Genomic DNA, 23421 nt, shown 5'->3' on the forward strand with positions numbered 1-23421 from the left:
TTCGATTTGAACCGATGGGCAGGAGGTAAGGCAAGTTGAACTTATTAAGGTGATAACGAGCTAGACGAGATACTCGATAGTTTGCTACAATATATAAGAACGATGTTCTATATTATAAAACTAATGAAAGGGGGATATCTTCATGCCGATCATTCAATCACTCGACCGGGCACTTACTATTCTAGATTTGTTTGACGAGCATAATCGAGTGTTGAAAATAACCGAGATTAGTTCCAGGGTCGGCTTGCATAAAAGTACCGTGCACTCCCTGCTAAAGACGCTTCAACTTCATCGCTACATTGAACAGGATGAGAACGGGCTGTACCGGCTTGGCATGCGTCTGCTGGAGAAGGGGCAGCTGCTATTGCAGAGCTTTGACATTCGGGAGATCGCAAGAGGACCGATGGACGCGCTGTCAGGGAAGACGGGACAGACCGTTCATCTTGTCATTCGGGACGGTGCGGAGGGCGTCTACATTGATAAAGTCGAGGGCAGCAAAGCAGCGATCCGATATTCCCGGATTGGCCGGCGTGTACCTCTGCACAGCAGCGCAGTCGGTAAAGTACTAGCAGCTTACATGCCTGAGGCCGAGCTAGAGCGACTGTTGGAGGGGTACGACTATTCCATTCATACGCCTCAGACGATCTCAACCCAGTCAGCTTTTCAAGGAGAGCTGATATCGGTACGGAACGCCGGCGTCGCCTACGACCGGGAAGAGAATGAAGCAGGTGTTCGCTGTGCCGCGGCACCAGTGTACGATCACAACGGCCACATGCTGGCAGCGATTAGCATCTCAACGATGACGTCAACTGTCAGAGATGAGGAATTGGCGGCATTCGTCTTGCTTTTGCAGGAAACGGCAGAACAGATCTCCCGCGGACTCGGCCACCGTCCAAGCTAACGAGACGGTATGTATAAAGATCCTGGCCGGGTCTTCATTTGTCCTAATATGAGAACATAGTTTTATAATATAAAACAACTTAACTGGAGGCCATGCCATTATGCGTATATTTCGATACCTAGAAAACTTGCGTCCCTATTTGGGGGTTATAACCGAAGGCGGAGACACTTACCGGCTAGATGCGCCGGATATCATGTCACTCGTTGCAGATGCCCGCATCTCCGGATTGTCAACCGCTGCTTATGTGGAGCGCATGCTCGGCAGTCTCTCAGCCATCACAGCTCCGGCAGAATCGCTGAATTTGACGACGCCGCTGGACGCACCGGAGGTATGGGCGGCAGGAGTCACCTATCAGCGCAGCCGTGAGGCGCGGAATTACGAGGCGACGGAGGGGCGGCTCGATGCTGACACGTTTTATGACAAGGTGTACGATGCCGAACGGCCGGAGTTGTTCATGAAATCCACAGCGGCCCGTACCGTTGGACCTGGCGAGTCGGTATGCCTGAGGAGCGACTCCACGTGGCAGGTGCCGGAGGCAGAGCTTGGGCTTGTCCTGGACAGTTCCGGTGCAATTATCGGTTATACGGCCGGCAATGACATGAGCTGCCGCGACATCGAGGGCGAAAATCCTCTTTACTTGCCGCAGGCAAAAATTTGGAAGCGTTCTTGCTCGATTGGACCGTTCGTTCGGTTGGCAGAAACGGTTGCTGATCCGTATGCGCTCTCGATTGCTTGCCGCATTTACCGGGACGGAGCGCTAGTTGTGGAAGAAACGGCTCATACGGGGCTATTAAAGCGCAAACTGGAGGATCTTGTCAGCTTCCTGAAACGGGATAACGAGCTGTTCGACGGTACGGTGCTGCTGACAGGAACCTGCCTTGTGCCGCCGAACCAGTTCACGCTGGCCTCTGGCGACCGGATCGAAATTGAAATTCAAGGCATCGGAACACTGGTGAATACAGTCATTTGCGCTGATGAGCTGGACACGGCTCCTATTCATGCATAAGGGGAGAAAATAATGACAAATAGCGAAAACACAACGAATCTGAATGTTCCTGAAATTGATAACTATATTGGAGGCGAATGGAAATCGCCGCTCACGGGAAGGCGCAAGCCGGGCTTTAATCCGGCCCGCAGCAGTGAGACGGTTAGCTTAACGCCCGAATCCGGCTACGAGGATCTAAGCATTGCGGTTGAATCCGCCGAAGCGGCTCGGAAAGCTTGGCAAAAGCTGGCGGGTGCGCAGCGCGGAGCGCTCCTCTTCAAGGCGGCTGATCTGCTGGAGAGCCGTATGAATGAGATCGGCCATGCGATGACCCGAGAGATGGGCAAGACGCTTGGCGAGGCGAAGGGCGAGACGGCTCGTGGCGCGGCTATTTTACGTTATTATGCCGGCGAGGGAATGCGTTCGGTCGGCGACGTGATTCCGGCAACTGATGCGGAAGCGCTGATGTTCACGACCCGTGCGCCGCTTGGCGTCGTCGGTGTCATTTCCCCTTGGAATTTTCCTGTTGCAATTCCTATATGGAAAATGGCTCCTGCACTGGTGTTTGGCAATACCGTCGTCTGGAAGCCGGCGGCTGAAACGGCCCTCACCGCATCACTGGTCATGGATTGCTTCCACGAAGCCGGTTTTCCGGCGGGGGTTGTGAACATGGTCATCGGAGACGGTGCCGTTATTGGACAGGGAATTGCCGAGCATCCGGGCATTCACGGCGTAACCTTTACGGGCTCTGACACAGTCGGCAAGCGTGTCGGCCAGACAGCGCTGGCACGCGGGGCGAAGTACCAGCTGGAGATGGGCGGTAAAAATCCGATCATCATCGCAGCTGATGCCGATCTGGATCTAGCGGTTGATGCTACAATTAGCGGAGGGCTTCGCTCCACCGGCCAGAAGTGTACTGCAACGAGCCGGGTTATCGTCGTCAGTGACGTTTACGAGACGTTTAGGGCGAAATTGCTCGAGAAGGTAACAAAGCTTCAGGTGGGCGACGGCTTGAACCCGGAGACGTGGCTTGGCCCGTGCGCTAGCCGGAAGCAGTATGAAACTGTGCTTGATTACATTCGCAAGGGTAAGGAAGAAGGAGCAGAGCTGCTGTTCGGCGGCGAGCGACTGGACGATCCGGCGTTAGCGGACGGCTATTTCATCACTCCGGCCGTATTCGACAAGGTGACTTCGTCGATGGCCATTGCTCGGGAGGAAATTTTTGGGCCGGTGCTGGCGTTAATTGAGGCACGCGACCTGGATGAGGCAATTGAACTCGCGAACGATACAAAATATGGACTCAGCGCCTCCCTTTATACGAGCAATTTGGGTTATGCATTAAAGTTCATTCAGGAAACAGATGCAGGTCTCGTTCGGGTTAACGCCGAGACTGCTGGCGTGGAGCTGCAGGCACCGTTCGGCGGCATGAAGGGCTCTAGCTCCCACTCTCGCGAGCAGGGGCAGGCGGCCATCGAGTTTTACACATCTGTGAAAACGGTATTTATGAAGCCTTAACCAGAAGGGGACACGCGCGATGGAGGATCTGTTAAAACATGTTATGGGCCCGGACGGCGCGGACTATTTCGAGGTGGCTACACATGCTCCGGGGCCATCCGGCAAGCTCCCGCTAACTCCGGAGCTTTTACTGAACGCGCCTAGTGGCGACCTGTTCGGCTGGAGCCAGAATGTCGGCATGGGATGGCGGACGGATCGCTTGCTGGGCAGGGAGGTTCTCATTATGGGGACGCTTGGCGGCATCCGTAACGAGGACGGGACACCTGCCGCGCTAGGCTACCACACTGGCCACTGGGAAATCGGCCTATTAATGAAGGCGGCGGCGAAAGAAATTACCGAGGCGGGCGGCATACCTTTCGCAGCTCATGTTAGCGATCCGTGCGACGGACGCTCGCAGGGCACATCGGGCATGTTTGATTCTTTGCCTTACCGCAACGATGCGGCAATGGTGATGCGTCGACTGATCCGCTCGCTGCCTACCCGAGCAGCTGTTGTTGGAGTCGCGACCTGCGACAAAGGCTTGCCTGCGATGATGCTGGCGCTTGCCGGAATGAAAGGTTTGCCTGGGGTTATTGTGCCTGGCGGCGTTACACTGCCGCCGACAAATGGCGAGGATGCCGGCAAAATTCAGACGATTGGCGCACGATATGCTAACGGCGAGCTGTCGTTGGAGGAGGCTGCCGATCTCGGTTGCCGAGCTTGCGCGACGCCGGGCGGAGGCTGCCAGTTCCTCGGAACGGCGGGAACGGCGCAGGTCGTAGCGGAGGCACTCGGGCTGACCGTGCCTCATGCCGCGCTGGCTCCCTCGGGTCAGCCGGTCTGGACAGAGATGGCGCGTCAATCCGCGCGTGCGGCTATGGCGCTTGCCAGAAAGGGCCTTACACTGGGTGACCTGCTTACAGACGCGTCTATTCAAAACGCAATGGCGGTTCATGCTGCCTTCGGCGGCTCGACGAACCTGCTGCTGCATATTCCTGCGATTGCTCATGCTGCAGGGCTCAAGGTGCCAAATGCCAGCGACTGGGCGGCAGTTAACCGCAAGGTTCCCCGGCTGGTCAGTGTGCTGCCGAATGGCCCTGTTCCACATCCGACAGTTCGTGTGTTTCTTGCCGGCGGTGTACCGGAGGTTATGCTTCATCTGCGACGGCTCGGCGTGCTCGATGTAAGCGTGCTCACCGCAGCAGGTGTGACATTAAATGAGACGCTGGACTGGTGGGAGACCTCTGAGCGTCGGCAAAGCATGCGAAACTATCTTGCAGAGCAAGAAGGGATCGACCCCGATACGGTTATCTACAGCCCGGAACAGGCGCGGATCGCTGGCTTGGCGCCGACGGTTACGTTCCCGTCTGGAAATATCGCGCCGGAAGGCTCCGTCATAAAGTCAACGGCTATCGATGCGTCGGTTCTTGACGTCGATGGTGTATTCCGGCATGTCGGACGGGTCAAGGTATACACGACCGAGCGCGACGCCATTCGCGCCATTAAGACCGGAGGCATCTCCGCTGGCGACATATTGGCACTGATCGGGCGCGGCCCAACAGGGACCGGGATGGAAGAGACGTACCAGTTGACATCAGCGCTGAAGCATTTGACCTTCGGCAAGCAGGTGTCGCTTCTGACCGACGCCAGGTTCTCTGGCGTGTCGACTGGCGCCTGTATCGGACATATCGGGCCGGAAGCACTTGCAGGCGGTCCCGTTGGGCGCTTGCGTGATGGAGACTGGGTAGATATCCGTATCGACACACGCAAGTTAGAGGGCTCCATCGATATGGTCGGCTGCGGCGAACTGCCGGACACTCCTGAGGCGGGAGCAACGATCCTTTCCTCAAGAACGCCGCATCCCTCGCTTGCGGAAGACCCTGATCTTCCGGATGATACCCGTCTTTGGGCCGCGCTGCAATCAGCGAGCGGCGGAACCTGGAAAGGCTGTGTGTATGATACAGACCGCATTATTCAGACGCTGGAGGCAGGCAAGCGTATGCTTGCTCTGGAAGCTGGCGCTGGAGAAGGCTGATTCATCAGGACTTGACAGAGGTATTGCGTCAAGGGGATAAGGGTTGGGACAAGTAACGTTGATGAATGGGCCTGCTCGCTTGAGCGGGCCCAATTACAGAATAGGGGAGATACAAATGTCAAAGAACCCTATTATTTGGGGGGATTACCCGGATCTCGACGTCATACGGGTTGGCGATACGTACTACATGGTCAGCACTACCATGCATATGATGCCGGGCTGCGTCATCTTGCGCTCGTATGATTTGCTGCATTGGGAAACGGCAACGCATGTATTCGATGTTCTAGAGAATACGCCTGCACAGCGGCTAGAAAACGGACAGCAAATTTATGGCCAAGGGATGTGGGCTGCATCTCTGCGCCATCATAATGGGAAATTTTATGTTGTCTTTGCGGCAAATGATACACGCAAGACTTATTTGTACTCAGCTGAGGAGATCAACGGGCCTTGGACTAAGCAATATATTGAAGGCTTTTATCACGATTGCTCGTTGCTGTTTGACGATGACGGTCGCGTGTATTTAATCTACGGAAATGCAGAGATCATGCTCACGGAACTAAAGGACGATCTTTCCGGTCCCAAGCCTGGCGGTCTAGAACGTGTGATCGTAAGAGATACCCCGCCGTATAATTTGGGTTATGAGGGGGCGCACTTTTACAAGATCAGTGGCAAATATTATGCCTTCTTCATTCACATATCGCCAGCGTACGGCCGTAGAACCCAAGCTTGTTATGTATCGGATTCGCTGGAGGGTGAATTTGTTGGCGGCGAGGTCTTCAATGACGATAGGGGGTACTTCAATTCTGGAGTCGCGCAAGGCGGGATCGTTGATACGCCGGAAGGACAATGGTATGCCCTATTATTTCAAGACCATGGAGCTGTGGGCAGGGTTCCGGTTATCGTTCCATTGGAGTTTGTGGATGGTTTCCCAATTTTTGCGAAGGAGACGCCCAAAACGATTGACATCCCAAGCACAAGACCTGGCTACATGTACAAATCTCTGATTGGAAGTGATGATTTCCGCTATGAGCCGGATTCAAACGGGAAGGTTCAATTGAAAGATTTTTGGCAATGGAATCATATTCCTAATGAAACGCTTTGGTCGGTGACCGAAAAACCAGGAAGCTACCGAGTGCGCTCCGGAACTATAAGTCCTAACCTGACATTTGCGATCAACACGCTCACACAACGCGCAATAGGTCCTGCTTGCGAAGCAGTGGTTACCCTTGATGGAAGCAAGCTGAACAATGGCGATTATGCGGGGTTATGTTTCTTAATCGGCACGTACGCCTACATAGCCATGACCCAAGAAGAGGGGCAATTATATCTGGTACTGATGGCTAGAAAAAGCGAAGATACATCTTTATTCGGAAGCATGGTGGATGACGAGCCTGGGACAGAGTATGCCAGGGTTCCCATCTACGGAACTAAGGTCATGCTTAAAGCGTACGGCAACTTTATGAATAATACGGATACATGCACGTTCAGCTACCGGGAGGGTGAGGAATGGAAGCAGCTCGGTAATCCCCATCAAATGGTATACAAGCTTGATCATTTTATGGGATGCCGGATCGGGCTGTTTTTATTCTCTACAGATAGGTTTGGAGGAATGGCCGAGTTTTCGAAGTTCCAGTATAATGTATTATCGTAATTTGCTTCATAATCAGAAGCCGAATTAAATAACATGATCCTCTTACAGTGAACAGAGTCAATAATATACACCAATGGTAAAAAGGTTGATTTGCAATGATGCCCTTTCAGCTTCCCGGTTGGAAGCGAAAGGGCTAAAAAGGTTACCTTCTTGTTGGTTGAAGCTTTCTTATCCTTATGAATCATTGCAAGGAACCTGCATGTTCCTCTCCACATGATCCTGTTGTCATTAACCTTTCACACCGCCAACGACCATTCCTTTGACAAAATACTTTTGTAGAAACGGATAGACCATAATAATTGGCACACTGGCTACGATCGTCATCGTTGCGCGAACCGATGTTGGCGTAACCGTCGTTACATTTCCCTGCGCATTAGCAAAGGCATCAGCGGCCGAGCCGCCGGAACTTGTCGTAGCGCTTGAAGTGGACAACACCTTCATTAGTTCGTACTGCAAGGTACTTAGGTTAGGCCGTGAAGAGTTGTACAAGAATACGTCAAACCAGGAGTTCCACTGGGAAACCGCTACGAATAGTGACACTGTAGCAAGAGCTGGTATAGTAAGCGGAAGCACAATGCGAGCAAAGGTAATGAAGTCTCCGGCACCATCCATTTTGGCTGACTCCATGATGCCCTCCGGCAAACCTTCAATGAAGGAGCGGATAACAATCATATTGAACACGCCGATAATGCCGGGGATAATGTATACCCAGAAGCTATTCAGCATCCCAAGCTCTTTGTTTAGCAGGTAGGTCGGAATCAAGCCGCCGCTGAAATACATCGTAAAAATAAAGGTCATAGATACAAATTTTTTCAATGCATATTCAGGACGGCTTATGGTATAGGCCAGCATCGCCGTACAAAAGACGGAGATGATCGTCCCGATAATCGTCCGAGCCGCGGAGATAAAGGTCGCATAAAACACATTGGATTCGTTAAACACATATTCAAAGTTTCTCAGCGTCCATTCGCGTGGCCAAATATAAATGCTGCCTCGAATCGAATCATTCGCATCGTTAAACGACAAAGCAAACATGTTCAAGAAGGGATAAAGGGTCAAAATAACCAGAATAATCATAAAAATAATGTTGCATACATCGAATATTTTATCGCCTATTGAAGAATTTCGAGCTGTTTTGGTATGTTCCATAGCCTTTGCCTCCTTTCATTTAGTACAATCTGCTTTCGCCCATTCGTTTGGCGAGGTTGTTGGCTGCGATGAGGAAGATGAAGCTGACGACGGTTTTAAACATACCGGCTGCGGTCGCCAATCCAAAGTTATTCATTTGCATCCCGTATTTCAAGACGAAAATATCCAGATTTTCCGAAAACTCCACATTGATACCGTTGCCAAGCAAGTACTGCGCTTCGAACCCGGACTCCAGAATGTGGCCTAAATTCATAATGAGCAGGATGACAATGACCGGCTTCATGCCCGGCAGCGTAACATGCCACATCCGTTGAAGGCGCGAGGCGCCATCCATTTCAGCCGCTTCATATTGTGTCGGATCAATCGTTGTAATGGCGGCCAAATAAATGATAGTGTTCCAGCCGACATTTTTCCATACTTCCGTTACGCCGAGAATCCCCCAGAAATATTCGCCAACTCCCAACCATAAAATAGGATGATCGATGAGCTGCAATCGGAGCAGCAATACATTGACGATCCCCTCCGGTGCGAGTGCGGTTTGCACGATATTTGCAGCGACTACCCATGAGATAAAATGCGGCAAGTAGCTGATTGTCTGTACCGTTCGCTTAAAGTAAACCTTACGCAATTCATTCAGCAGCAGTGCCAGCACGATGGCCGTTGCAAATCCCAGTACTAGATTAATAGAGCTCATAACGAGCGTATTGCGTAGGACGAGATAAAACTGTTGTTCCTGAAACAATGATTTGAAGTTATCTAAACCGATCCAGGTCTGGTCAAAAAGATCCTTTGCCAATTTGAATTTTTGAAAAGCGATCGTCCATCCCCAGAGCGGAATATATTTAAATAGAATAACCCAGACGAGAAAAGGCAATGACATCAGCATAAGCATTTTCTGTTTGGATAATGTTTTGAATAAGGTTTTCAGGCGCGAATCTTCAGAAGTCGATCCTGCCAGCTGTACTGCATGTTTCTCCACCCGATCCGTCTCCCTTCCGGCAAAAACTGTCTCTCTTGAGCAAGCTTAGAAGGGAAAAGTGAAGCGGCTTCACTTTTCCCGGTTTTTTATGATCATTCAAATGCTGCTGTCTACCAATTTCCTTCGATACGATCCTTTACTTTGGCGGTAACAAATTTTTCAAATCCAGCAGAACCTAGCTTATTAAACTCTGCGATGTATTCATTCCAAATGGACTCAAAGGCGGTTTCAGAAGCGAACACCATTTTTGGATAGTATTTCTGCTGTAGATCGCCTGCTTTCTGATTGAAGATCTGTTCAGGTGATCCTTGTTCTTTCTCGATACTCCATGCAGGGTACCAAGCGCGTTCTACCGGTTCGGAGTAAAAGCCGGAGAAGGTCTTCAGACCGTAGGCTTTAAGCAGGGCTAGATCGCCCTCCGTGTAATTGACCGCCGCTACCTCTGGCTGGCTGGTAGGCACATGAGCATTACCATCCTCGTACACCGAGTTGTTGCCATAACGCGGCCACTCATAATCGAAGTACGCCCAGCCATATGTGCGTCTGAATTCATTGTCGTTGCGGTTGGCTAATTGCTCCTTGCTCATGATGAAACGACCTTCTTCATTAACGGAATAGGTGACATCCTTCTCGCCCCATTGAATGAGCTTCTGGTTTTCTTCGGTCAACATGTTATCCCAATATTTAATGATTCGTTCCGGGTCCTCAGCGCTCACGGTAATTCCTAGCCCGCGGTTGTTGACGAAGGAAGGAGGATCAATATAGGCGTCTGTGATGCTTTCATCAAAGACAATAGGTAGCGCCACATAACGAAGGTCGTCATTGCCCGCCGCTTTCAGATTGTTGGTAGCATCGCCAATCTGCCAAGCATAGTTGACATATCCCAGCACGCGGCCGGACGTTAGTTTAGCCAAGTACTGGTCTTTATTTGCAGTAAAGGTTTCTGGATCAAGCAAGCTTTTCCGGTTCATTGCATTTAATGAGGTAAGCCAGCGCTTCTCATATTCACTAGCCATATAAAGCTTGGCTTCATGAGTCTGCATGTCGACCAGGACGTTGCCGTCGTTCGGATATCCGGCTAGATGCATCGGCTGGTTGGTGATGGTGAAAAACTCGCCTGGAGTGCCTGCGAACGTAAGGAAGCCAATCGTGCCTTTTCCGTCTACAGAAGGGTATTTGGCTTGATACTGCTCGATCAGATCAAAATATTGATCAAGCGTTTTCACTTCGGGATAACCAAATTCTTTCAGTACACGTCGTTGCATCCAAAATGTACTGGACGCGTCCGGCTCCATCAAATAGCCGTTTACGTTGGCTGTGAAAGGAAGAATATAGATGTTGCCGTCCTCATTCGTGATTTTGTCCATATAATCGCCGTACACACGCTTGATGTTAGGACCATACTTCTCAATCAGGTCGTTAAGCGGGATGAACGCGCCTGCGTCGAGAAGCTTAGAAAGCTCGCCTACTGGAGAGATGACATCGGGATAATCGCCGCCGGCGATCATGACACCAGACTTTGTGCTTGCATCTCCTACGACATACTCCATTTTCCAATCGACGCCTGTCTGACCTTGGAGAATTTTGCCGATGGTCGTGTTGCTGGCAATCACATCTTTATTCGTACCGAAGGCGAAGTAATCGTAGGTTACCGGGTCTGTACTTACCTCACCACTTGTTCCTTCTGTTGCTTTGTTTCCGCCTGTTTGCTTGTTTCCTCCTGGATCATTATTTGAGCAGCCAGCAAGGAGGATTGTCATAGCCGTTAGAACAGCTAGGCTAGATTGCAGCCATTTTTTGTTGCGCATTGCCGTATCCCCTTTCTCTATCAAAGTATTGTAAGCACTTTCAGTATAGAAGATCGTGTTTGTGATTGTTATATATCAAACCTTAGATTGGTCTTTGAATAATTAAGTACTTCGTGCTCGGAGGTTATTATTGTTTATCCAGCGGTAGACGCAGCATGATCCGTGATCCTCCCCCTGGACTACTGTCAATCGTGAAGGTGAACGATTCGCCGTAGCATATTTTCAAGCGAGTTATGACATTTTTCATTCCGATGGAATCGCCCATGATCGCTTCCTCATGGAGGTAATGATTAAGCTCGCTGATCTTCTCTTGATCCATGCCCACCCCGTTGTCTGCAATAAGGAAGACAACCTGTCCTAGTTCTTGCGCAATCTGAATCGTAATATAACCGATGCCTGGCACGTTCTCGATGCCATGAATGCTTGCATTTTCTACAAACGGCAAAAAGGTCATCTTCGGAATTTCAATATCCAGCAGGGATTGATCCACTTCGATATGAAACTCCAGTTTCGTGTCGAAACGGTACTTCTGAATTTCTAGAAAGCTTTCCATCAATTCAAGTTCCTCGCGAATCGTAACGAAGCTACGTTTCCAAATAATGGATTTACGGAAAATTTTCGCCATGTTCTGAATCGTCTTGGCCGTTTGTAACTCACCCTTCATCTGACTCCGCATTCGGATCGTCTCCAGCGCATTGAATAAAAAGTGAGGGTTGATCTGACTGTGCAGCGCATGCAGCTGGGCTTGTCTTTGGCTTAGCTCCAGCTCTTTTTTCTGTATTTCAGTTACATACACATCATTGATCAGATTCTCAATCCGCTCGCTCATTCGGTTGAATTCCACTGCAAGCTCGCCGACCTCATCTCGTTCCCGATAATAAGGAATACGTTCGAAATTTTTGCCTTTGACGGACTTCATGTGTTTCAAGATTTTTTGAATGCGTGTATGGATCGAGCGGGAAACAATCACAATCACGATCGTAGGCACAAGGAAGTTAATCCCTGCAAACCAAAGGATAAATTGCCCTGATTGTCTGACATCATACAATATTTTCTCTTCATCCATGACCCCGTAGATTGTCCAGTCTCCCAAATAGCGATTATTGTGATATTGCTTGCTAATGATGATAGCTTTATTCGGTACAGGTATTTCCTTGAGACTTAGTGTTCGTCCTGTTGCGATCAGATCACTGGGTTGACCGCTGGACAGTCGGCCGTAACGGGCCTGAGAAGACGGGTCCAGAAAGTAAAAATCCCCCTTAAAGCTGGATAAATCTAGAATTTGACTAATATAACTCATGTTTAAGTCGATTTTCATTACATGCTCATAGGTCTCGATTCGTTGATCGGATAGCTTTTGAATAACGCTGATACTGTCGGATGTCACGTACAAATAGGGATACGTGTTATTGGAGTTTTTGATTTGGTGATACCAATCGCTGTTCCGCATCTCATCCTCGAGCCTGATAATATGGCTCGAGGCCAGGATCGTCGGATTGTCACTCATAATCACAACGGAGCTGATGGTTTTGTACTCCTTGTCGGCTCGATTAAACAGATTTGAAATGCTATTCAGCGATTCCACATAGTGGTCATGAGAGGCATGGACGGTGTTTAAATGATTGTTGAGCTGCTTGTTAATCGAATACAGATAGGAAGTACCCGCTGCATCTTCAATGACTGCGCCTAATTCGCCTTTCAATTGATTTATCGCTTGTTCCGCATCTGCCGTTTTCTGATTTTTGATGTTAATGGTTGTCACATGATAGAACATTACGTTAGTCAGTACGATCGGTAAGAAAACGCATACAATATAGATGAAAATCAGCTTGTTACGGAGCTTCAAATGATGAAACCGATATTTAAACACGGGGGGACCTCCTTAATTTTTACCGATAATCTTATTGCGATAATCCGTTGGCGTCATGTTTTCCAGCTTTTCAAACTGTGCGGCAAAATAATCGGCATTTTGAAAGCCTACGAGTTCCGCGATTTCGTACATGCGTTTTTTCGTTTGCCGCAGCAGCCGCTTTGCCTCCTCGATGCGAAGCGAGAGCACATACTCATTGAAATAAACGCCGTAATTTTTGCGAAACAGCTGACCGAGGTAGACCGAATTCATATGAAAATCGGAAGCAATCCCCTTTAAATAGATGTTTTCTTTGTAGTGGCTGTCGATATATTTTTTTACTTTTTCAATACTGCCCTCGTTCTTTTCGCCTCGCTTTTTCGCCATGTAGGTAGCCGCTTCTTCTATAAACTGCAAGAAAACATGCCTGATCTGCTGCAAATTGCGGTATTTCAACTGCCAATTAAGCAATTCGTCCAACCATTGCAGCTCTTTTTCGTTTCCTCCCAGTTGTCGGATGATATTGATGATAGCAATCATAATTCGCCTTATCGTATTCGTAACGGCACCTGATGCGAAATGCCGTTCCTGAAAGGCAATGAAAATAGCGTCAATTGCGGATTGGTAACCTTCTTTTTGATTGGCTTCAATCTCATAGATGAGCTTGCTGTGCAGTTGTTCATCCACATCAAAGTAATATAAGGGAAGCTCCTGCAGCTCCGAAGCTATAAAGATGCCGTTAAAGCCGGCAGCAAAACGATAATTCAAGCATTCCTCGGCACTGATTCCGGATTGAGCGATTTGTTTTAAATGGCTTGTTGAATGACCTATAAACAAAGCTATCGTCGTTGCAAGCTCCGTCTCCAGCGTTTCAAGCAGCTTGGTGTAGTTCGTCCGCTCTGCATTGTTTTGCTCGTCCAGCCAAAACTGAGGCACAATAAAGCCATATTGATTGTACGCGCGTACATGAATGAGCAGAGCTTGCCCCTCATGATGGAAATAGTGCTGGAGTGCCGTTTGCAGTGCTGGAAAATAGTCAATTGCCCCTTGAGGTTGCCTATCCTGTATTTCTGCGATGATATACGTGTACGAAGAGCTGAGCGGAAGCTCCAGCGCATGAGCAATCCGCGCCATCACTTGCTCGTCTGGTTCGGTCTGCAGCAAGCTTTCGATGACAGTTTCGATAAGCGGCTTTTCTCTCGTTATGGACAAGAGCTGTTTTTGGTTCAGCGTATTGGCTATTTTTTTTAAGGTGGAAGTAAACTCCTGTTCATCAACCGGCTTCAGGATATAATCCGACACATTGTAACGGAAGGCTTGCTGAGCATAAGAGAAATCGGGATACCCGCTTAAAATAACAAACAGAGGCTGATGCTCGCCTTCTGCTTTCACCCTTTGAATTAGCTCCAGACCGTCCAATACAGGCATGCGTATATCCACAATGACTAAGTCTGGAGTCAGATGGTTGATAAGATCCAATGCTTGTTTCCCGTTTTCCGCTTCGCCGCAGATTTCAAATTGCAGCGTTGACCAATCCATTAGACTTATTAACCCTTTGCGCACAAAAATTTCATCATCTACGATTAGCACTTTATACATGATTATTCCTCCTTTAAGATACGAGCTAATGACAGTGGTTGGTTCGGGAACAAAGCATTCCTTGCTGGCGATTGAAAGTTGAAAGCGCAATTTCCTTATATTTCTTGTATTGCTTAGAGAAGTAGCGAAGCTGCTGAAAGCCGTTAGATATAAGCAAAATGAAGATCAATGGTATTTTATCATATCAATTTCGTGGTAATTGTAAGGAATTATATAATGTAAGAGAATAGAATGCCAAGCGTAAAATTTAAGCAACTGCCAGAAACTCTGTAAATCGAGACGAATGCAGGGAATGTTCGGATTGTTCTAAAGAACGAAAAATTTGGTCTTCGAAGAGGCTTTCAGGATGGAATCGAGGGTCGTACAGGGTATTATTTATCAAAGATTAAAGCTAAAGGAGAAGGTAATGAATAAATGTAAAGAAGGTGCCCAAAAAGCCATTGGCTTTTTGGGCACCTTCTTACATTGCTTGCTTCTAGTTAATCTGTACCAGTTGCCATTGTTGATTGAGATCGCCGCGGTAAACGTTTTGCTGAATATTCGCGCCATCAGCCGTGGAGGAGCCGGTCACCTCTACCGCTTTGTTGCTATTTACATTCAAGATGCTCCAATAACCGTTACTGAGCTTGATCAAGCGGAACTGCTGCGCGGTATTGGAGAGATCCTGCATAAGCTGAATCGCTTCACCGTTGTTTTTTGTTCCGTTACGAACATCCATGACTTTGTTATCGGATGAGCTTACGCTTCGCAACTTATAATAGTTGTTATAGGTGCCTTGATCCGTAACGATCCAGCGCTGAGCTGTCGCATTATTGTCTGCCCGCTGTTGAAGCTGCAGCGAGTTTGTATTCTGGCCGCCTGGAACCTCGAGTATTTTACCCGAAGCACGGTTGACAAGCTTGTAAGTTGCGCCATTCGTGACCCCATTCCAAATCCCATTCCAAGGATTAAATTGCGCACGTTCATAGTACCATTCAAATATAAATCGGGCCATGCCGTCCCGGGCTGTATTGCCATCATACATCAAACCGCCTGTCGGATCTGCGAATGAGCTTCTCGTGCCAGGGTTTAACAAGAATCCATTCATATGGACGGCAATGCTCACATTGCCTGCTGCCGTGAAGATCGCCTTGGTGTTTTTGCCGAAGCCTGCGTTCGAGCCATTAAACAGATCCCAATAGGCAGAGTCTCCAGGCTGGGTCTTGAACCAGGTGGTCTCCGTAATATTAATGGGATAACTATCGGCGCAAGGCTTAATATTGGTGTCCCATTGCTGCTGCAAAGTATTGTAATCATCATAAGCGCCGTAACCGGGGTACCAGTGTACGGAATAACCTACATTGTTCAGTGGATCTGTCAGCGGATAGGCTGCGCATAGCTGATAGTATTGATCCCAACCAAGACCTGATGCCCAGATGACGTTATCCGCGCCTTTGCCGCGAATGGTGGAGATCATGGAGTTTTGGAAATTTTTGAGCGAGTTCCAGTATGCAACGAAATTGGATTGGGAGGGGTGGCCGCCCCAAACCCCGCTGACATCAGATAGTACGGGCTCGTTAATAAGCTCGAACATGACATTGTCTGCACTCTTGATGTCAGGTTGATCAGCAAGGTAACCCCAAATCTGATTAAACTTAGCGAGGTTGGCAGGAGTTGTTGCCTGGTTGTCGCTTAAAGTGAAATCTAGGCCAAGGGTGACATACAGGCCTTTGGTCTTGGCATAGTTGATATAAGGAATGATGACGTTCTGAGTAACGGCCTGCAGGCCGGCAAAATTGTACGTGCCTGCGGCAACGTCACCCATGTCCTCCCGATCAATGAATAGACGCACCTGATTCATATACCATCCATGGCTATTCCCGTATTTGGCCGAGGTGCTCGTAAAGGTATCCGTGATATCCTTCAAATATGCCAAGATTGCCGCATGTCGATTACCGCCATTTTGATTCAGGTAGTAATTGCTGTTCTGGTACGTCCAGTAAGCGCCAGATGGCTGGTGCCACCCGCTTAGCAACACGGGCTGGCCGCTGCTGTTGACCAATTGCTTGCCGTTAACATGGAGTTTGGACATCGGCATGCCTACCCACGCTTCTGCTTTCTTGCCGCTCAGCAGCAATGGCGAAATCACTAGCGCCATAAGCAGGAGAAGCTTCATTGCCAAACTGACTTTCCTTTTCATCATTAATACTCATCTCCTTTTTTGTTTTATATATGTGAATTCATGGTAGTACAAGGGAAGCGGGAAGAGATTGTTGTATGCAAATTAAATTGTATGCGCTTACAAAATTGAGTTTACTATTTGGGAGATACCGACGACAACCTGTCTAATTATGGTTCTGGAGCCCTCCTAACTCTTACTTTACGGAACCGGCGAGTAGTAGAATTTAACAGGTTGTTTGTTCAGGTTGGAAAGTTTATACTCTGTGGCAGTTAAGTCGTTGTAAACAGAAAGGAGAAGGAAATAGAATGAGTCCAACTAACTATAATTGGTTAAGGCACGCTGTTCCGAAGGGGTATGACCAGTATAGGGAAAATATTGCTCGCGGCAAAATGGAGACGGTTGAATATTTCTCAAATGCAGTGGGATGCAAGCGCAAAACGATGATTTACATCCCTCCAGGTTACCCGGATGGTCAAGGGGAATATAACGTTCTATATTTATTGCATGGTATCGGGGGGGACGAGGAGGAATGGTACAAACATGCGAGGCCGCAAGTAATTCTTGATAATTTGTATGCAGACAACAAGCTTGCGCGCATGATCGTGGTCCTGCCTAACGGCCGTGCTATGCAGAATGACCGGGCGGAAGGCGATTTATTTGATGCGGGCAAATTAAAGGCATTCGAGCATTTCGAATCCGATTTAATTCATGATCTCATCCCTTATGTGGAATCGAACTATTCGGTGCTGACTAGGAGAGAGAACCGTGCGCTAGCCGGTTTATCGATGGGAGGAGGGCAATCGCTAAATATCGGATTAGGCAATCTTAATCATTTTGCATGGATTGGCGGTTTTTCCTCTGCGCCAAACACGAAGGAGCCCGAGCTGCTTGTCCCGAATCCGAAAGATGCGTCGGCTAAGCTGAGTTTGCTCTGGTTGTCATGCGGACTTCTGGACAATCTTAAGTATGTCAGCGACCGGACGCATGCCTATTTGGAGATGAACCATGTGCCCCATATTTGGTACGAGGAGAGCGGCGGCCACGATTGGCCGGTTTGGAAAAACGATTTATACCATTTTTCCCAACTCATTTTTAAATAACCTGTCTAGCGATTGATTCCTCAGAGGTAAATGAGTGAGATAAAAACCATGATATCATGGCAATTTGAATTCTTAACAACCGGAGCATCACCTTATCGAGGTGATGCTTTTGTGATGTTTTATTCCCCTTTTGTTCGCGCTCAAAGGGAGGTAGGTCATGTATCGGTTGTCTCCATGGTGAAATCTGTGCTTAGAAGCGTATCTGGAAATTAGGCTAAGAGGTAACTTTCTAATAAATGAGATCACCTGGGATAGAGAATCGCTAATTCCAACTTCATTATAATAAATCTATCCTATTTCAATAGAGTGAGGTTAACTGCTATGTCCATTCCAACATCAGTAAGCGATTCAACTGAGCCAGCACGTTCACAGCGACAGAGGGGCTATGCCCGTTTGCTGCGAAACATTGTGAAATACCGCGTGCTGCTGCTTATGCTGCTGCCAACAAGCATCGTTTTTTTCATTAATTGTTATATCCCCATGTTTGGCGTTTTCATTGCTTTCAAGAATATTAACTACGTCGACGGAATTTTGGGCAGTCCGTGGGCGGGGCTCGACAATTTCCGTTTTCTCTTCGCTACTTCCGATGCGTGGCGAGTAACAATTAATACGGTTGCCTACAATGTTGTCTTTATTGTGACCGGTCTTCTTCTCTCCGTTGCGATTGCCATTGCCGTAAACGAGGTTCGTGCCAAGCTGGCATCGCGACTCTATCAGACGGTGATGATCATGCCGAATTTTTTGTCCATGGTTGTCGTCAGCTATATCGTATACGCCTTTTTACACCCTGAATACGGTTTTCTGGTCAAATACGTGTTGCCGTTGTTCGGACACTCTTCGGTTAATGCTTATATGCACCCGGAGGCTTGGCCTTATATTCTGTGGTTGACGAAAATGTGGCACTCCGTTGGCATTGGCAGCGTCATTTACTTGGCGGCAATAACTGGAATCAGCGAGGAGCTGTACGAAGCAGCGGTCATGGACGGAGCCAGCAAATGGCAGCAGATCATCCGAATTACGATTCCGCTCCTGACTCCCGTGATGGTCATTCTGACGATATTAAATTTGGGGGGCCTATTCCGCTCTGACTTCGGGTTATTTTATCATGTTACGCTCGATTCCGGCGCGCTGCGCTCCACGACGGATGTCATCGATACGTATGTTTATAGAGGCCTGATTCAGCTCAATGACTTGGGAATGGCCTCCGCAGCGAATTTCTACCAATCGGTAGTTGGATTTTTCCTTGTCATCGGAGCAAATAGTCTGGCTCGCAAGCTTAATCGCGACACGGCACTTTTCTAGAATGGAGAATCAATATGAACAAAGCAACGAACGTTAAACCGTATCAGAAGGTATCTAAGCTAGCCGCGATAGTGCTTCATACTATTTTTATCGTTTTCAGTCTCGCTTGCATCTTGCCGATCTTGCTGATCGTCGCCATCTCATTTTCAAATGAAAAGCTCCTTACGCTAAAGGGCTACAAGTTCTGGCCTGACGAAATCGATGGATCTGCATACCACCATCTATTTGCCAATTCGTCGACACTTATGAAAGCCTATGGGGTTAGCTTATTTGTAACCTTTATTGGTACCTTGCTGGCGGTATTGTTAATTGCATTATATGCGTACCCGATCTTTCGCAAGGATTTTCCGTTTAAGAAAATATTTAATATCTATCTTCTGATTACGATGCTGTTCTCTGGAGGGCTTGTCCCTTTCTATCTGTTGTACGTCAACTATCTGGATCTGAAGGACACGTATACCGCGCTTATCCTTCCAGGCCTTTCGAACGCATTTTATATCTTCATTGCCCGTACATTCTTCCAGCAAACCATACCGGAAGAGATGATTGAATCGGGTAAGCTGGACGGAGCCTCGGAGTGGCGAATTTTTTTTCAGCTCGTTCTTCCTATTTCGCTTCCAGTACTGGCAACAATCGGATTGTTTACGACGCTAATGTATTGGAACGATTGGTTCAATTCCTTGTTGTTCATTAATGACAGCGAAAAGTTCTCGTTGCAGTACGTCATGATTCAAATGATTCGCCAAGCGGAGTTTTTCAAAAATCAATTAGCGGGCAGCGGAGTAGCTCTGCTAGTGCAGCAATCAGTACCGACAGAAAGCTTACGGATGGCGATGGTAGTCGTCTCCATTGGTCCCATTCTGTTTGTCTATCCTTTCTTTCAGAAGTACTTTACCAAGGGACTTACCATTGGAGCCATCAAAGGTTAATTCGTCTAGCTCTGGCTTAACGGCCGGTTAGAATATATGAAAATTTATAGGGGGTTAAAGAAATGAAGGTAACGAAAGGTTTGGGCAAAACGCTTGTTGGGCTAACGGCGGCCATGCTTGTCATGTCAGGCTGCAGCACAAATTCAGGATCATCCGGTTCACCTAATGCAGAACCGCTGTCAACAAGCAAGCCATCCGAGGAAATCGGATCAAGCACAAGCAATCCCGATACATCGACCTACCGCAAGCTCAAAGTCTATACGGTAGGCAATTTTCCACAAAACGACTCCAAGGCAGTTGTTGCAGAAATCAATAAATACTTGAAAGAGAAAATTAATGCGGAGATCGACTTCCAAGGACTGCCCTGGTCCTCCTGGTCTGAGAAGATGGCGCTGGCCTATCAGTCCGGAGAGCAAGTAGACTTGACTTTTGCTCCGAACTGGGCAGATTTTTCCAACAATGTAACCAAAGGGGCGTTTCTCCCGCTAGATGATTTGCTAACCGAATACGGGCAAGGAATAATGGAGACTTTAGATCCTCGTTTTCTCGATGGGGGCAGAGTAAATGGGAAAATTTACGCGATCCCAACTAACAAAGAAATCGGCGAGAGCCACACGATTATGTTTCGGAAAGATCTTATTGATAAATACGGATTTGATATCAACTCTATCCAAACACTGGAAGACCTAGAGCCGTGGCTTCAAACCATTAAGGATAAGGAACCCGGCCTTGCACCTATCTGGCTCTCAGGCAGTGGTTCTGATACGCTGAGCTACTTCGACAAAACAAAGCCGAGCATGGAAGAAAACTTCCGTTACGAGCTGGTGGCCGGAGCGCCTGCCGGTATTGTATTGGATACTAAGACAGATAAGATGATCATCAGCACGTTGGAATCCGATGCGACTATTTATAGGTTGAGGCTCTACAGCGAATGGTTCAAAAAGGGATTCATCAATCAGGATGCCGCGACGACCAAAACGAGCGCCGAAGATGCATTTAAGGCCGGCAAAACGTGGATGAAATTCGGTTCCGATAAACCGGATTCTGACAAGGAAGATTCCAGCGCGACGGGTATCGAACTAGTCAAGCTGAAGGGGAATGATCCTGAAATCAGTACAGCAAGCGTCAGCAACTCCATGATGGCAATCGGCCGCACATCTGTCGATCCGGAGCGCACAATGATGCTTCTAAACCTTCTTCATACCGACAAAAATCTGGTCAACCTGATCGATTTCGGTGTGGAAGGACGGCAATATGTCAAGGTAGAGGGCAAGGATAATTTCATTAAGCTGCAAGATGGCGTCTCTACCCGTGCGGATACGGGGTGGGCTCCGGGTATTGAGTGGATGTTTGGGAATCAGACGCTCACTTATTTGTGGGAAGGCGAAAGCCCTGACAAATGGGAGAAGTTCAAAGCCTATAACGAAAAAGCTCATAAAGTAAAATCGTTTGGCTTCAGCTTCAACACGGACGCTGTCAAAACAGAGGTGTCCGTCGTCAGCAATATTATTAAGGAGTATCGTCCGCTGCTTGAAACGGGAAGTTTGGATGCCGACAAGGTACTGGCAGAATACAATGAAAAGCTAAAGGCCAACGGTATTGAGAAGATCCGAACCGAAGCTCAGAAACAGTACGATGAGTGGAAGGCAAATCAACCATAAGCAGGCAGGGGAAGGACCGAATCGGTCTTTCCCCTTTCGTGCCGCATGGGTACTAATAAACTAGGCAAAGGAGAGGAAATGTGAGACTTTCGTTGCAATTTAAAGTAAGCGCTCTCGTCCTGTTATTAGTAGCGCCACTTTTTTTCTTCCTTTATTACACCAATATCTACTCTACAAATATCGTTCGCGAGAAAGTAGCAAAATCCGCGTCGGATACGTTGACCCTTCACTTAGGCGCTCTTGATGAGCTGCTGGAGCAGACCAGTACTTATTTGCTGCGAACGGCAAACGAAAGCATGCTGCTTGAGCTATATTCGGAAAGCGACCCGGAAAGTGTTAACTATTATTTATCGATCAGAAAATTAATGGATCAGTGGTATAGCGACGTTAGCTACTACTCAATTATTCGCAGTGTGTTCGTATATCATCTTAGCCGGGACGAGTTATTTCTAAGCAGTCAGAAGGAGTATTACGAGGAGAAGGAGGCTATTCGCAACGGACTGTCTTCCCGGCTGAAGAAATTCAAGCTTCCGACATCCTTGAAGTGGGAAATCATTAATGTCGGCGGCCAGCCAGTCCTATTTAAGGCATTACCTGATAAAAGCGGAAGGCTGCTGGTCGGCGTGCTGGTTAGCATTGACTCCTTAGCCCAGCCTCTCATCCGTTTGGAGTCAGTAGAGAGCGACGAGAAGATTGGCATTATTTCCAAAGAGGGTCATCTATTGTGGGGGCAATTCTCCAATGAGGATCTTGTCCGCATCCGCAGGCATTTGAACGATCAATCGAATCACACGAGCGCTTCTATTCAACTTAGTGACGGCAGCAGCTATTTGTTCGTAGGCAAACCGTCTCTTTTCTCAGATCTCAATGTGTTCATTTTATTGGACGAAAAATTGCTGCTCGACGAGCTGCCTCTGTTTCAACGAGTAATTAAGGTTATTCCGATAGCTGTTGTCGTCATTCTAGTTATTCTGTTCTTTCTATTAAGCAGGCTAGTATTTAAGCCCATTCAGCAGTTGGCAAGCGGGATGCGTATACTGGGCAAGGGACAATTGGATTTTCGTTTAAAGGAAGAGAAATCTAAGGAGTTTCAACTGATTACACAACAGTTCAATCGAATGGCTGAACAAATCGGGGATTTAAAGATCTACGTATATGAAGAGCAAATGAAAGTGCAGCAAGCCGAGCTTAAGCATCTTCAGGCTCAGATTAATCCTCATTTTTTCATGAATTCCTTAAATATTGTTTTCCATCTAGTAGAGCTTCAGAAGTATTCGTTGATTAAGAAGATGATCAGCCACCTGGTCTCCTATTTCAGGTTCATCATGAGCACCAACGATGCGTGGATTGCGCTTGTCAGTGAATTTAATCATATCCGAAACTACATGGAAATCCAAATGGTTATGTACCCGGGCAAACTTAGTTTTCACGAACGGCTGCCCAAGGAACTTGAGAGCGTCCTAGTGCCGCCATTGCTTGTACAACCATTCGTGGAGAATGCCATTAAGCATGGATTTATTAATAATGCAAAGCATTTTGAAGTCAGCATCACGGTAAGTGAAGAAACTAGTGACGATGGGCATTTATATATGGCTGTTCAAATTTGCGATACCGGACCGGGATTCTCCGAGCAGCAGCTGGTCATGCTTAACCTCGGATTATATGAAAAAGAGCCGACAGACCGTCAATTGGGGATATGGAATGTGCGCAGACGCTTAATTATGTTCTATGATGAACGCGCGAAAATAACCTTCCGCAATGATCCTCGGGGCGGCGGAATGGTGAATATCAAATTGCCTATGCAGAGGAGGCTTTGAT

The 23421-nt window shown here is 47.9% G+C and carries 16 protein-coding genes; 10 read left to right on the plus strand and 6 right to left on the minus strand.

Going from position 1 to position 23421, the window contains the following annotated elements; genetic code table 11:
- Positions 1–142 precede the first annotated feature (142 nt).
- The 5 genes from FJQ58_RS23360 to FJQ58_RS23380 all read left to right on the plus strand — a co-directional run bounded on the left by FJQ58_RS23360 (position 143) and on the right by FJQ58_RS23380 (position 7066).
- Positions 143–901 carry an IclR family transcriptional regulator gene (locus FJQ58_RS23360; protein WP_139997223.1) on the plus strand — a complete coding sequence of 253 codons (759 nt, stop codon included), beginning with the start codon at positions 143–145 and terminating at the stop codon, positions 899–901.
- A 100-nt stretch (positions 902–1001) separates the two neighbouring features.
- Positions 1002–1907 (plus strand): fumarylacetoacetate hydrolase family protein, encoded by a 906-nt coding sequence (locus FJQ58_RS23365; RefSeq protein WP_139997224.1) that lies wholly within the window; start codon positions 1002–1004, stop codon positions 1905–1907.
- A 12-nt stretch (positions 1908–1919) separates the two neighbouring features.
- On the plus strand, positions 1920–3401 hold the full coding sequence (gene gucD, locus FJQ58_RS23370) for an alpha-ketoglutaric semialdehyde dehydrogenase GucD (protein ID WP_139997225.1): 1482 nt from the start codon (positions 1920–1922) through the stop codon (positions 3399–3401).
- A 19-nt stretch (positions 3402–3420) separates the two neighbouring features.
- Positions 3421–5415 carry a YjhG/YagF family D-xylonate dehydratase gene (locus FJQ58_RS23375; RefSeq protein ID WP_139997226.1) on the plus strand — a complete coding sequence of 665 codons (1995 nt, stop codon included), beginning with the start codon at positions 3421–3423 and terminating at the stop codon, positions 5413–5415.
- Between the two features lie 115 nt (positions 5416–5530).
- The gene (locus FJQ58_RS23380) at positions 5531–7066 is read left to right on the plus strand and encodes a glycoside hydrolase family 43 protein (protein ID WP_139997227.1); all 1536 of its coding nucleotides are present in this window, start codon (positions 5531–5533) and stop codon (positions 7064–7066) included.
- A gap of 228 nt (positions 7067–7294) precedes the next feature.
- Here FJQ58_RS23380 and FJQ58_RS23385 read toward each other — a convergent pair whose 3' ends face one another.
- The 6 genes from FJQ58_RS23385 to FJQ58_RS23410 all read right to left on the minus strand — a co-directional run bounded on the left by FJQ58_RS23385 (position 7295) and on the right by FJQ58_RS23410 (position 16632).
- Positions 7295–8215, minus strand: coding sequence for a carbohydrate ABC transporter permease (locus FJQ58_RS23385; protein ID WP_139997228.1), 921 nt, complete (start codon positions 8213–8215; stop codon positions 7295–7297).
- A 19-nt stretch (positions 8216–8234) separates the two neighbouring features.
- Positions 8235–9173, minus strand: a complete 939-nt coding sequence (locus FJQ58_RS23390) for an ABC transporter permease (RefSeq protein ID WP_238404425.1) — start codon at positions 9171–9173, stop codon at positions 8235–8237.
- A 131-nt stretch (positions 9174–9304) separates the two neighbouring features.
- Positions 9305–11002: an ABC transporter substrate-binding protein gene (locus FJQ58_RS23395; protein ID WP_139997229.1), complete on the minus strand. Its 1698-nt coding sequence runs from the start codon at positions 11000–11002 to the stop codon at positions 9305–9307.
- A gap of 127 nt (positions 11003–11129) precedes the next feature.
- Positions 11130–12872 carry a sensor histidine kinase gene (locus FJQ58_RS23400; protein WP_139997230.1) on the minus strand — a complete coding sequence of 581 codons (1743 nt, stop codon included), beginning with the start codon at positions 12870–12872 and terminating at the stop codon, positions 11130–11132.
- A gap of 12 nt (positions 12873–12884) precedes the next feature.
- Entirely contained in the window at positions 12885–14450 is a 1566-nt protein-coding gene (locus FJQ58_RS23405; protein ID WP_139997231.1) for a response regulator transcription factor, read from the minus strand.
- 475 nt (positions 14451–14925) lie between these two features.
- Positions 14926–16632, minus strand: coding sequence for an RICIN domain-containing protein (locus tag FJQ58_RS23410; protein WP_238404289.1), 1707 nt, complete (start codon positions 16630–16632; stop codon positions 14926–14928).
- Positions 16633–16916: 284 nt separating this feature from the next.
- Here FJQ58_RS23410 and FJQ58_RS23415 point away from each other — a divergent pair, with 284 nt between their 5' ends.
- The 5 genes from FJQ58_RS23415 (at position 16917) to FJQ58_RS23435 (ending at position 23420) form a co-directional block, all read left to right on the plus strand.
- Positions 16917–17711 carry an alpha/beta hydrolase gene (locus FJQ58_RS23415; protein ID WP_139997232.1) on the plus strand — a complete coding sequence of 265 codons (795 nt, stop codon included), beginning with the start codon at positions 16917–16919 and terminating at the stop codon, positions 17709–17711.
- Positions 17712–18104: 393 nt separating this feature from the next.
- Positions 18105–19013 (plus strand): ABC transporter permease, encoded by a 909-nt coding sequence (locus FJQ58_RS23420; RefSeq protein ID WP_238404291.1) that lies wholly within the window; start codon positions 18105–18107, stop codon positions 19011–19013.
- A 14-nt stretch (positions 19014–19027) separates the two neighbouring features.
- Positions 19028–19942 carry a carbohydrate ABC transporter permease gene (locus FJQ58_RS23425; protein WP_139997234.1) on the plus strand — a complete coding sequence of 305 codons (915 nt, stop codon included), beginning with the start codon at positions 19028–19030 and terminating at the stop codon, positions 19940–19942.
- Positions 19943–20004: 62 nt separating this feature from the next.
- On the plus strand, positions 20005–21603 hold the full coding sequence (locus tag FJQ58_RS23430; RefSeq protein ID WP_139997235.1) for an ABC transporter substrate-binding protein: 1599 nt from the start codon (positions 20005–20007) through the stop codon (positions 21601–21603).
- 80 nt (positions 21604–21683) lie between these two features.
- Positions 21684–23420, plus strand: a complete 1737-nt coding sequence (locus FJQ58_RS23435) for a histidine kinase (protein WP_139997236.1) — start codon at positions 21684–21686, stop codon at positions 23418–23420.
- Position 23421: the final 1 nt, after the last annotated feature.

Origin of the sequence: Paenibacillus paridis, from assembly GCF_006345825.1 — a bacterium.
In the GTDB taxonomy this organism is placed as follows: Bacteria; Bacillota; Bacilli; order Paenibacillales; family Paenibacillaceae; genus Pristimantibacillus; species Pristimantibacillus paridis.

Bases quoted from the DNA above. Each gene is read 5' to 3' on its own strand.
- FJQ58_RS23360 (WP_139997223.1), top strand. From the start codon at position 143: ATGCCGATCATTCAATCACTCGACCGGGCACTTACTATTCTAGATTTG.
- FJQ58_RS23365 (WP_139997224.1), top strand. From the start codon at position 1,002: ATGCGTATATTTCGATACCTAGAAAACTTGCGTCCCTATTTGGGGGTT.
- gucD (WP_139997225.1), top strand. From the start codon at position 1,920: ATGACAAATAGCGAAAACACAACGAATCTGAATGTTCCTGAAATTGAT.
- FJQ58_RS23375 (WP_139997226.1), top strand. From the start codon at position 3,421: ATGGAGGATCTGTTAAAACATGTTATGGGCCCGGACGGCGCGGACTAT.
- FJQ58_RS23380 (WP_139997227.1), top strand. From the start codon at position 5,531: ATGTCAAAGAACCCTATTATTTGGGGGGATTACCCGGATCTCGACGTC.
- FJQ58_RS23385 (WP_139997228.1), bottom strand. From the start codon at position 8,215: ATGGAACATACCAAAACAGCTCGAAATTCTTCAATAGGCGATAAAATA.
- FJQ58_RS23395 (WP_139997229.1), bottom strand. From the start codon at position 11,002: ATGCGCAACAAAAAATGGCTGCAATCTAGCCTAGCTGTTCTAACGGCT.
- FJQ58_RS23405 (WP_139997231.1), bottom strand. From the start codon at position 14,450: ATGTATAAAGTGCTAATCGTAGATGATGAAATTTTTGTGCGCAAAGGG.
- FJQ58_RS23410 (WP_238404289.1), bottom strand. From the start codon at position 16,632: ATGATGAAAAGGAAAGTCAGTTTGGCAATGAAGCTTCTCCTGCTTATG.
- FJQ58_RS23415 (WP_139997232.1), top strand. From the start codon at position 16,917: ATGAGTCCAACTAACTATAATTGGTTAAGGCACGCTGTTCCGAAGGGG.
- FJQ58_RS23425 (WP_139997234.1), top strand. From the start codon at position 19,028: ATGAACAAAGCAACGAACGTTAAACCGTATCAGAAGGTATCTAAGCTA.
- FJQ58_RS23430 (WP_139997235.1), top strand. From the start codon at position 20,005: ATGAAGGTAACGAAAGGTTTGGGCAAAACGCTTGTTGGGCTAACGGCG.